Below are 11,670 nucleotides of genomic sequence, written 5' to 3'. Positions count from 1 at the left end.
AGTGAGGATGCTAAGACCAAAAAAGGACATCCTCATGCTTATCAGGGACCGCTTTTCATCCCCCGCGTCTGATGCGGGGGAAAGGGATTACGACATTAACGGCAGCAGCTGCTGGTAGATTTTGCGGAAGATCTCGCGGCGCGGCTGATACCACGCATGGCGCTCAGCATCCGGCAGATGCTGCTGCTCCACAGGAAGCTGCGGCAGCAGCGTCGCCAGCGGAACGTCAGGATTAACCGCGATTTGCGCAAGCCGCGCGGCCCCCAGCGCCGGGCCGACATCTCCGCCCGTGCGATAGTCGAGCTGCTGGCCGCTGATATCCGCCAGCATCTGCCGCCAGTAGCTGCTGCGCGCCCCGCCGCCAATCAGCGTCACGCTTTTCGGCGCGATACCGCAGGCGTGCACCACATCCATACCGTCCGCCAGGGCATAACCTACGCCCTCCAGCACCGCGCGGGCCAGCTCACCCTGACCGTGCTGATGGGTCAGACCAAAAAAGACGCCCTTCGCCTGCGGGTTATTGTGCGGCGTCCGCTCGCCGGAAAGATAGGGTAGAAACCAGAGATCCCCCGCCTGTTCATCGGCCTGTTCCGCAGCCGCTATCAGCGCCTGCACCGTTCCCAGGCCAGTGAGCCTTGCGGCCCAGTCCAGACAGGACGCGGCGCTGAGCATGACTGACATGAGATGCCAGCGCCCCGGCAAGGCATGGCAGAAGCTGTGCACTGCGCTCTCTGGTTTGCTGAGAAAGCCTTCGCTTACGGCGAAGTAAACGCCGGAAGTGCCCAACGAAAGCATGGCCTGCCCGGCATCGGCCATGCCAACGCCGACGGCCCCCGCCGCGTTGTCGCCGCCGCCGGCAACGACCCGGACTTCCGCCATTCCCCAGCGTTGGGCGACGTCAGGCAGAAGCGTACCGGTCACCTCGCTGCCTTCAAACAGCGCAGGCATCTGCCCGCGGCCCAGGCCGCAGGCGGCGAGCATCTCATCGCTCCAGTCACGTTTCGCCACGTCAAGCCACATCGTTCCCGCCGCATCCGACATATCGCAGGCATAGTCGCCGGTCATCAGCAGGCGCAGATAATCTTTGGGCAGCAGCACCTTCGCCACGCGGGCGAAGATGTCAGGCTCATGGCGTTTTACCCACAGTAATTTCGGCGCGGTAAAACCGGGCATCATCAGATTGCCGGTTATCGCGCGTGAATCTTTTACCTGCGCTTCCAGCAGCGCGCACTCTTCGGCGCAACGGCCGTCGTTCCATAATATAGCCGGGCGCAGCACCCGGTTTTCGTTATCCAGCAGGGTCGCGCCGTGCATCTGCCCGGCAAGGCCGATCGCCTTCACCTGCTGTAATGAATGCTGTTCCGCTAAGGCGCGAATGGCGCGATCCGTCGCCTGCCACCAGTGGTCGGGATCCTGTTCTGACCAGAGCGGGTGTGGACGGGAAACCGTGAGTTTTTCCGTTTGCGAGGCCAGAACCGTACCCTGCTCGCTCAACAGAATGGCTTTCACACCCGATGTGCCAAGATCTATCCCGATATACATAGCGGTTAACTCCTTTAAAAGAGACGCCCGGCAGCGACAGGCCTGCCGGGCCTCGACGGTTACTTATCAAACAGGTAATAGTTGACCAGATTCTCAAGCTGTTCCTGATGACCGCTTTGATGACGCGGCGCCAGTTCGTGCTGTTCAGCGTACTTCGCCACTTCCGCCAGCGTAAGCTGCCCTTGCAGGATCTGCTGGCCAAGCTCACCATTCCAGCCGGCATAGCGTTTCGCTACGCGTTTATCCAGTTCGCCGTCTTCGATCATGCGCGCCGCGACTTTCAGCGCCAGCGCCATGGTGTCCATTGCGCCGATATGGCCATAGAAGAGGTCATATTTGTCGGTGCTCTGGCGACGGACTTTGGCGTCAAAGTTCAGGCCGCCGGTGGTAAAACCGCCCGCCTTAACGATTTCGTACATCACCAGCGCGTTCTCTTCCACGCTGTTCGGGAACTGGTCAGTATCCCAGCCAGACTGCGCGTCGCCGCGGTTGGCGTCAACCGAACCGAAGATCCCCAGCGCGATAGCCGAAGCGATTTCATGATGGAAAGAGTGGCCCGCCAGGGTGGCGTGGTTAGCCTCAATGTTCACTTTGATCTCTTTTTCCAGACCAAACTGTTTAAGGAAGCCGTAAACGGTCGCCACATCGTAGTCGTACTGATGTTTAGTCGGCTCCTGCGGTTTCGGTTCAATCAGCAGCGTACCGCGGAAACCAATTTTATGTTTGTGCTCCACCACCATCTGCATGAAGCGGCCAATCTGTTCGCGCTCCTGACGCAGATCGGTGTTCAGCAGCGTCTCGTACCCTTCACGACCGCCCCACAGTACGTAGTTTTCCCCGCCTAACTGGTGGGTAGCGTTCATCGCGGTGACGACCTGCGTCGCGGCCCAGCTAAACACTTCCGGGTCCGGGTTGGTGGCCGCCCCTGCGCCATAACGCGGGTTCGTGAAGCAGTTCGCCGTACCCCACAGCAGCTTAACGCCGCTCTCCTGCTGTTTCCGGGCAAGGATATCCACCATATGCGCGAAATTATTCAGATACTCTTTCAGCGACGCCCCTTCCGGCGACACGTCCACATCGTGGAAGCAGTAATACGGCACATTCAGCTTGTGAAAGAACTCAAACGCTACGTCAGCTTTACGCTCCGCCAGGGTCAGCGCCTCGCCCGGCTGCTGCCAGGGCCTGTCAAATGAGCCAACGCCAAACATATCCGCGCCGTTCCAGCAGAAGGTATGCCAGTAGCAGGCGGCGAAGCGCAGGTGATCCGCCATGCGTTTGCCCAGCACCAACTCGTCCGGGTTGTAATGACGGAACGCTAAAGGATTGGTCGTTTTCGGACCTTCATAACGAACGCGTTCGAGCTGGTCGAAATAAGCTTGCATAATGAGCTCCATAATCAGGTGTGCGGCAAAGGTTCATTTTCGTAGTAATACTGGATTCTCTCTTCGCCTTGCTCAATTACGTTATTTCACACTGCCATTGAGATAATACGCAAATGTGCGCCGCCTCGCAAAATAGACCCTGTTAACATTGCGGCGTTACTTCCCGATTTTTATGCAAAACCGATTTTGCTCATTTTAAAATCAGATCGCGGTCAAAATTCCGCAAATAAACCAAAAAACATAACGCCGGGATAAAAATCAGTAATTGCCAGCCAGCGCTTTCGCGCTAAGAATTTGCAGCGTTCATCGCAGTGCATGTTTCTTTTATCTTAGCTTCGTCACCCTACAAAAAAGGTATTACTATTATGAAGATAAAGAACCTTTGCCTTACTCTCTGTGCCTCTTTGCTGCTCGCCAGCATGGCCGGTCACGCAAAAGAAGTGAAAATCGGTATGGCGATCGACGATTTACGTCTCGAACGCTGGCAGAAAGACCGGGATATTTTTGTTAAAAAGGCGGAGTCCCTTGGCGCAACGGTGTTTGTGCAGTCGGCGAACGGAAACGAAGAAACACAAATGTCGCAAATTGAAAATATGATCAACCGCGGCGTGGATGTTCTGGTTATTATTCCCTATAACGGTCAGGTATTAAGCAACGTCATAAAAGAGGCGAAACAGGAAGGAATTAAAGTGCTGGCTTACGATCGCATGATCAATAACGCCGACATTGATTTCTATATCTCTTTTGACAATGAAAAAGTGGGCGAATTACAGGCGCAAAGTCTGGTCAGTAAAGTTCCTCAGGGTAATTACTTCCTGATGGGCGGCTCCCCTGTCGATAATAATGCCAAGCTCTTCCGTGAAGGGCAGATGAAAGTATTAAAACCTTATATTGACAGCGGAAAAATCAAAATTGTCGGCGATCAGTGGGTTGACGGCTGGCTGCCGGAGAACGCACTGAAAATAATGGAAAACGCCCTGACCGCCAACAACAATAAAATTGATGCGGTTGTCGCCTCCAATGACGCCACCGCCGGCGGCGCGATTCAGGCATTAAGCGCGCAGGGGCTCGCCGGGAAAGTGGTCATTTCCGGCCAGGACGCCGATCTCGCCGGTATTAAACGGCTGATGAACGGTAGCCAGACCATGACCGTTTATAAACCGATTACGCAGCTGGCGAATACCGCGGCGGAAATTGCCGTCGAGCTGGGTAATGGCCAGCAGCCGAAGGCGGACTCCTCCCTGAATAACGGCCTGAAAGACGTGCCTGCGCGTCTGCTGACCCCTATCGAGGTTACCAAAGACAACATCGACGCCACGGTTATCAAAGACGGCTTCCATCAGAAAAACCAGCTCTAAGCCTTACGGCGCGCCCCGTTCCACGGGCGCGCCACCTGTCTTCAGGCACTGTTGATACCTCGAATTACGTGGAGCAGTTATGCCTTATTTACTCGAAATGAAGAACATCACCAAGGCCTTCGGCGCGGTTAAAGCTGTGGACAATGTCAGCCTGCACCTTAACGCGGGGGAAGTGTTGTCCCTGTGCGGCGAAAATGGCTCCGGTAAATCCACGCTGATGAAAGTACTGTGCGGTATTTATCCCTGGGGCAGCTACGAAGGCGAAATTGTCTTTTCCGGTGAAACGCTACAGGCCAGCCACATCCGCGATACCGAACGCAAAGGCATCGCCATCATTCACCAGGAACTGGCGCTGGTAAAACACCTGACGGTTCTTGAAAACATCTTTCTTGGCGCGGAGATTACCCGCCACGGCGTGATGGATTACGACACCATGACGCTGCGCTGCGAAAAACTGCTGGCGCAGGTAAGCCTGCATATCTCCCCGGATACCCGGGTGGGCGACCTGGGGCTTGGGCAGCAACAGTTAGTCGAAATCGCCAAGGCGCTGAATAAGCAGGTTCGTCTGTTAATCCTTGATGAGCCTACCGCCTCGCTAACGGAGCAAGAGACCGCCGTCCTGCTGAATATCATTCGCGATCTGCAAAATCACGGCATCGCCTGTATCTATATTTCTCACAAGCTCAATGAAGTGAAAGCCATTTCCGATGTGATTTGCGTTATCCGCGACGGCCAGCATATCGGCACGCGCGACGCCGCAGGCATGAACGAAGATGACATCATCACCATGATGGTGGGGCGCGAACTGACCGCGCTCTACCCCAACGAGCCGCATACCGCCGGCGACGAAATTCTGCGCGTCGAGCATCTGACGGCGTGGCACCCGGTCAACCGCCATATCAAGCGGGTCAACGACGTCTCGTTCTCGTTAAAACGCGGCGAAATCCTCGGTATTGCTGGCCTGGTCGGCGCCGGGCGAACCGAAGCAGTGCAGTGCCTGTTTGGCGTCTGGCCGGGGCGGTGGGAAGGGGAGATTTATATCGAGGGCAAGCGGGCGCACATCGCCAACTGTCAGCAGGCTATCGCCCAGGGCATCGCTATGGTGCCGGAAGACCGCAAAAAAGACGGTATCGTCCCGGTGATGGCGGTAGGTAAAAACATCACCCTGGCCGCGCTGGATCAGTTTTCCGGCACCCTGAGCGCGCTTGATGACGCGGCGGAACAGCACTGTATTTTGCAGTCGTTGCAGCGGTTAAAAGTCAAAACCTCCTCCCCCGAACTGGCGATTGGCCGCCTGAGCGGGGGAAATCAGCAGAAGGCGATCCTCGCCCGCTGCCTGCTGCTCAATCCGCGCATCCTGATTCTGGATGAACCCACCCGCGGAATTGATATTGGCGCGAAATATGAAATCTACAAACTGATCAACCAGCTGGTTCAGCAGGGGATTGCGGTTATCGTCATCTCTTCTGAGTTACCGGAGGTGTTGGGGCTAAGCGACCGGGTGCTGGTGATGCATGAAGGCAAGTTAAAAGCCAATCTTATTAACCATCAGTTGACCCAGGAGCAGGTTATGGAAGCGGCGCTGAGGAGCGAACATCATGTCGAAAAGCAATCCGTCTGAAATGAAACTTTCCGCTCCGGTACCCGGCGCGTTTAGCGGCCTGAAATCACTTAATTTACAGGTCTTCGTCATGATCGCCGCTATCGCCGTGATCATGCTGTTCTTTACCTGGATGACCGATGGCGCGTACCTCAGCGCCCGTAACGTCTCCAACCTGCTGCGCCAGACCGCCATTACCGGCATCCTGGCGGTGGGGATGGTGTTTGTCATTATCTCAGCCGAAATCGACCTTTCCGTTGGTTCGATGATGGGGTTATTAGGCGGCGCAGCGGCTATTTTTGATGTCTGGCTCGGCTGGCCGCTTCCCCTGACCGTGGCGGTAACGCTGGTGCTGGGCCTGCTGCTCGGCGCGTGGAACGGCTGGTGGGTCGCCTACCGCAAAGTCCCGTCGTTTATCGTCACGCTGGCCGGGATGCTCGCCTTCCGTGGCGTGCTGATCGGTATCACCAACGGCACCACCGTCTCGCCCACCAGCGCCGCCATGTCGCAAATCGGGCAGAGCTATCTGCCTGACGGCGTTGGTTTCGGTGTGGGGGCGCTTGGCCTTGTCGCCTTTGTTCTGTGGCAGTGGCGCGGGCGGATGCGTCGGCAGGCGCTGGGGCTGGCGACCCCCGCCTCCACTGCGGTGGTGGGCCGCCAGTCGCTTATCGCGGTGCTGGTGCTGGGCGCTATCTGGCTGCTCAACGATTATCGCGGCGTGCCGACGCCGGTGCTGCTGCTGGTCTTCCTGCTGCTGGCAGGGATGTTTATGGCTACCCGTACCGCCTTTGGGCGGCGAATTTACGCCATCGGCGGCAACCTTGAGGCGGCCCGCCTTTCCGGTATCAACGTCGAGCGCACCAAGCTTGCCGTGTTCGCCATCAACGGCCTGATGGTGGCTATCGCCGGTTTGATTCTGAGTTCGCGCCTGGGGGCCGGTTCGCCGTCGGCGGGCAACATTGCCGAACTGGATGCTATCGCCGCCTGCGTCATCGGCGGCACCAGCCTGGCAGGCGGAATCGGGAGCGTAGCCGGTGCGGTGATGGGGGCTTTTATCATGGCCTCGCTGGATAACGGCATGAGCATGATGGATGTGCCCACTTTCTGGCAGTACATCGTGAAAGGCGCCATTTTACTGCTGGCGGTATGGATGGACTCCGCCACCAAACGCCGGGCATGATACAAGGACGATCACACTGCCGGAAAAATTATTCTCCGGCAGCGTGTTGAATATGATAATCAAACTCGATGATTCATTAACGACGGAACCGACATGTTTGAAAAACGCCACCGCATTACGTTGTTATTCAATGCCAATAAAGCCTATGACCGCCAGGTGGTTGAGGGCGTTGGCGAATATTTGCAGGCGTCGCAATCTGAGTGGGACATCTTTATTGAAGAAGATTTCCGTACCCGTATCGACAACATTAAAGACTGGCTTGGCGACGGTGTGATCGCCGACTATGACGACGGAGAAATTCAGCGGCTACTGGCCGACGTGGACGTACCGATTGTTGGCGTCGGCGGTTCTTACCACACCCCCGAGCACTATCCGCCGGTGCACTATATCGCCACCGATAACTTTGCGCTGGTCGAACAGGCCTTTTTGCACCTGAAAGAAAAAGGCGTGCACCGTTTTGCTTTTTACGGGCTGCCCCCCTCCAGCGGTAAACGCTGGGCCGCCGAGCGGGAACACGCCTTCTGCCAGCTGGTTGCTCAGGAGAAGTACCGCGGCGTAGTCTACCAGGGGCTGACCACCGCGCCGGAAAACTGGCAGCACGCGCAGAACCGGCTGGCAGACTGGCTGCAAACGCTGCCGCCGCAGACGGGCATTATTGCCGTAACGGACGCCCGCGCCCGCCACGTACTGCAAGTGTGCGACCATTTACATATCCCGGTGCCGGAAAAGCTCTGCGTGATTGGCATTGATAACGAGGAGCTGACGCGCTACCTCTCCCGCGTGGCTCTTTCTTCCGTAGCGCAGGGCACCCGGCAAATGGGCTACCAGGCGGCGAAATTGCTGCACCGCCTGCTGGATAATGAACCCCTGGCGCTACAGCGGCTGCTGGTGCCGCCGGTGCGCGTGGTGGAGCGGCGCTCTACCGATTACCGCTCCCTCAACGATCCGGCAGTTATCCAGGCCATGCACTATATCCGCAACCACGCCTGTAAAGGCATCAAAGTCGAGCAGGTGCTGGACGCGGTGGGGATCTCCCGTTCGAACCTTGAAAAACGCTTTAAAGAAGAGGTGGGTGAGACGATTCACGCCGTCATCCATGCGGAGAAACTGGAAAAAGCGCGCAGCCTGCTGGTCTCTACTTCGCTGTCCATCAATGAAATCTCGCAGATGTGCGGCTACCCGTCACTGCAATATTTCTATTCGGTGTTTCGCAAGGAATATGACAGCACGCCCAAAGAGTATCGGGAGCGGTACGGCGAGAGCCTGGTATAGCGTAGCCCGGGTAAGCGGTCCGCGCACCCGGGATGCCCGGATGCGGCGAAACGTCTTATCCGGGCTACCCTGGCGTTTGTGTCATTACATGTGCGCGGCAATAAGCTGCTGATTGTCCTGATACATGGCAAACAGGTAGTTGTTGTAGCTTTGACCGCGGGTTGAGTAACCTTTCAGCTTGTGAATCATGTTGCTGGCGGTCACTTCCTGGTCTGCCTTACGCAACTGAGCACGGGATTTACGGAAAGAGGCGTACGCCGGATGGGTGTTGAGATTCACCACATAAGCGCTCACGGACTCTTTCACCGAATCAAAGTGTGAATAGCCCTTCACCTTCCCCGGACCGTTCTGGCAACGCCCTTTTCCGCACTTCATGCCGAACAGATTGTTGTTATTACGGGCCAGTTTCGATGTGCCCCAGCCGCTTTCCGCCGCGGCCATGGTCGCTACCATACTCGCCGGGATAATATCCACGCGTTCAAGCAGCGTGTTCCACGGGATACGGCGGGTATTGCCAGACCAGCTCACCTTATAGCGTTTGGCGATATCCTTAAGACGCGCGCGATCGGCAGCCGACCACTGCTGGCTGTACTGACGCGTCATCAACCATTCGCGCTCGGCGATGATGGCTGCATTCTGGCTGGTAATATAAGGCATGACCGTCCGGAGAAACGCTTTCTTTCTTGGTGCCCCGGAAGGGTATTTTCGCAAATCAGGAAGTGAACTGCTATTTACACTATTGCGAGAATACTCTTGTTTACTGCTTACCTTTTTCTTACCGCTTATCTTCGATATATGGGCCTTATGACTCGCTGTTTTGCTGTGCGTTTGTGCAAGCGTCTCACCTGAAAATGCTATGGCGAGAAACATGAGTATCGTAGCCCCAAGTCGTCGCAAGGGAATCGATATCATTAAGTCTCCTGGTCGGATACGAACATTCCAACACCTTATGTTTTACGCAAATTTGCGAACTGAATCGCAAATCATACCAAAAGTAGCCGCCCTGAGCACGTACAGAAAATAATCCAATTCCGAAAGCGCTCACGGTGAAAGCTGCTATTTAAGAAAAACAATAAGATACAACCGCAACGTTTGTGATGATTTATTTGCAAAATTTGCGCGCGATCACTCACCCGCCCCTCTCCTCCCTGGCGATAACGCGCATGGGATGAGTCCCCCTTATCGCCGTGCTGGCAAGATGGTCAAAATTAAAGCCACGGGAAGATATTCAGATGAAATACGCGCCGCTTTTACTGCTGTTATTACCCGCTGCGGCCAGCGCAAACTGGTCGGCAGAGGGGCTTTCCACGTTTACTGACGATGGAACTGGCGTCTGGCGTAGTGAAACGCAGCTGCAAAAAGGGGCGCGTCCGCTGACGCTGCAAGACAACCAGCAGTGCTGGCAGCCCGCGGCGGAGATTAAACTCAATCAGATGCTGTCGCTCAAGCCGTGCGCAGGCGAGGCGCCGCAGTGGCGCGTATTCCGCGAGGGGGAGTATCAGATTCAGGTGGATACCCGCTCCGGCACGCCAACGCTGATGCTGACGGTAAAAAGCGAGGCGGCAAAGCAGCCGGTCAATACCGTGCGGCAGTGTCCGGTCTGGGACGGCGGGCCGTTGACGCTGAACGTGGCGGCCACCTTCCCGGAAGGCAGCGTAGTACGTGATTTCTACAGCCAGCAGACGGCAATGGTGCGTAACGGCAAAATCACCCTGCAACCTGCCCGCGACAGCGGCGGGCTGCTGCTGCTTGAGCGGGCGGAGACGGACGCCGTCGCGCCCTTTAGCTGGCACAACGCCACGGTCTATTTCGTGCTCACCGACCGCTTCGTCAACGGCGACCCGTCTAACGACAACAGTTACGGGCGGCACAAAGACGGTATGCAGGAGATTGGCACCTTCCACGGCGGCGATCTGAAAGGGCTCGCCAGCAAGCTGGATTATTTACAAAAACTGGGCGTTAACGCGCTGTGGATAAGCTCGCCGCTGGAGCAGATCCACGGCTGGGTTGGCGGCGGCACCAAAGGCGATTTTCCCCACTATGCCTACCACGGCTATTACACCCAGGACTGGACCCGTCTCGACGCGAATATGGGTAGCGAGGCCGATCTTCGCGCGCTGGTGGATGAAGCCCACCGTCGCGGCATGCGGGTGCTTTTTGATGTGGTGATGAATCACACCGGCTACGCGACGCTGGCAGATATGCAGGAATACCAGTTCGGCGCGCTCTATCTTAACGGCGAGGAGCAAAAGAAAATCCTTGGCGAGCGCTGGACAGACTGGCGACCAGCGCCGGGGCAGAGCTGGCATAGTTTCAATGATTACATCAACTTTAGCGATAAAACCGCCTGGCAAAACTGGTGGGGGAAAAACTGGATCCGCACCGATATCGGCGATTACGATAATCCCGGCTTCGACGACCTGACCATGTCGCTGGCGTTCCTGCCGGATCTCAAAACAGAGTCGACGACGGCCTCCGGCCTGCCGGTCTTCTATCGCCATAAGCCGGATACTCATGCGCGGGAAATGCCCGGTTTCACCCCGCGAGATTATCTGACCCACTGGCTAAGCGAGTGGGTGCGGGAGTATGGCATCGACGGTTTCCGGGTCGATACCGCAAAGCATGTGGAAATGGCCGCCTGGCAGCAGCTTAAAACGCAGGCCACCGACGCGCTGGCCGCCTGGAAGAAGGCCAATCCGCAGAAAAAACTGGATGATGCGCCTTTCTGGATGACCGGGGAATCCTGGGGACACGGCGTGATGCAGAGCGACTACTATCGCCACGGCTTCGACGCGATGATCAATTTCGACTATCAGGAGCAGGCCGCTGGCGCGGTATCATGCCTCGCCGGTATGGATCTGGTCTGGCAGCAGATGGCGGAAAAACTGCAGGACTTTAATGTCCTGAGCTACCTCTCCTCTCACGATACAAGGCTGTTCCGCGAAGGCGGCCAGCAGGCGGCGGAGCTGCTAATGCTGGCGCCCGGCGCGGTACAAATCTTTTACGGCGACGAAACCAGCAGGCCTTTCGGGCCGACCGGTTCCGACCCTTTGCAGGGCACGCGTTCACAGATGAACTGGCAGGATATTGACGGCAAAGCCGCCCCAACGCTGCGCCACTGGCAGACGCTCGGCCAGTTCCGCGCTCGCCACCCGGCGCTGGGGGCAGGCAAGCAGACAACGCTAAGCCTGCCGCAGGGATACGGTTTTACCCGTGAGCACGGCGATGACAAAGTAATGGTGATCTGGGCGGGTAACCAGTAATACGTATTCCCCTCTCCGTTAAGGGAGAGGGGAATACGCACTTCGCAATATAAAAAACCACCAAATCATAAAT

8 protein-coding genes are annotated in these 11,670 nt (G+C 56.8%); 5 read left to right on the top strand and 3 right to left on the bottom strand.

Translation table 11 applies throughout. From position 1 onward, the window contains the following. Positions 1-87: 87 nt before the first annotated feature. A complete protein-coding gene (gene xylB / locus ENTHG_RS18495) occupies positions 88-1,542 on the bottom strand; it encodes a xylulokinase (protein ID WP_044183183.1) in 1,455 nt (484 codons plus the stop codon). 59 nt (positions 1,543-1,601) lie between these two features. After that, positions 1,602-2,924, bottom strand: coding sequence for a xylose isomerase (xylA, locus tag ENTHG_RS18490; RefSeq protein WP_044183179.1), 1,323 nt, complete (start codon positions 2,922-2,924; stop codon positions 1,602-1,604). A gap of 365 nt (positions 2,925-3,289) precedes the next feature. On the opposite strand from xylA, the gene xylF reads away from it, so the two are divergent. The 4 genes from xylF to xylR all read left to right on the top strand — a co-directional run bounded on the left by xylF (position 3,290) and on the right by xylR (position 8,334). Continuing rightward, on the top strand, positions 3,290-4,282 hold the full coding sequence (gene xylF, locus ENTHG_RS18485; RefSeq protein ID WP_044183176.1) for a D-xylose ABC transporter substrate-binding protein: 993 nt from the start codon (positions 3,290-3,292) through the stop codon (positions 4,280-4,282). A gap of 79 nt (positions 4,283-4,361) precedes the next feature. Beyond that, positions 4,362-5,903 (top strand): xylose ABC transporter ATP-binding protein, encoded by a 1,542-nt coding sequence (locus ENTHG_RS18480; protein WP_044183173.1) that lies wholly within the window; start codon positions 4,362-4,364, stop codon positions 5,901-5,903. Next, positions 5,881-7,062 carry a xylose ABC transporter permease XylH gene (xylH, locus tag ENTHG_RS18475; RefSeq protein WP_044183170.1) on the top strand — a complete coding sequence of 394 codons (1,182 nt, stop codon included), beginning with the start codon at positions 5,881-5,883 and terminating at the stop codon, positions 7,060-7,062. Before ENTHG_RS18480 ends, xylH begins: the two co-directional genes overlap by 23 nt. Before the next feature lie 93 nt (positions 7,063-7,155). After that, positions 7,156-8,334 carry a D-xylose utilization transcriptional activator XylR gene (gene xylR / locus ENTHG_RS18470; RefSeq protein ID WP_044183167.1) on the top strand — a complete coding sequence of 393 codons (1,179 nt, stop codon included), beginning with the start codon at positions 7,156-7,158 and terminating at the stop codon, positions 8,332-8,334. An 84-nt stretch (positions 8,335-8,418) separates the two neighbouring features. Here the strand turns inward: xylR and ENTHG_RS18465 are convergent, their stop codons facing one another. Further along, positions 8,419-9,246 carry a protein bax gene (locus ENTHG_RS18465; protein ID WP_071825904.1) on the bottom strand — a complete coding sequence of 276 codons (828 nt, stop codon included), beginning with the start codon at positions 9,244-9,246 and terminating at the stop codon, positions 8,419-8,421. Between the two features lie 320 nt (positions 9,247-9,566). On the opposite strand from ENTHG_RS18465, the gene ENTHG_RS18460 reads away from it, so the two are divergent. Continuing rightward, positions 9,567-11,597 carry an alpha-amylase gene (locus tag ENTHG_RS18460; RefSeq protein WP_044183161.1) on the top strand — a complete coding sequence of 677 codons (2,031 nt, stop codon included), beginning with the start codon at positions 9,567-9,569 and terminating at the stop codon, positions 11,595-11,597. Positions 11,598-11,670 lie beyond the last annotated feature (73 nt).

The sequence above is a fragment of the Phytobacter massiliensis JC163 genome, from assembly GCF_000321045.1.
Classification (GTDB): Bacteria; Pseudomonadota; Gammaproteobacteria; order Enterobacterales; family Enterobacteriaceae; genus Phytobacter_A; species Phytobacter_A massiliensis.
Note: the sequence above shows the minus strand (reverse complement) of the source record. Positions and strands in the feature narration are given on the sequence as shown.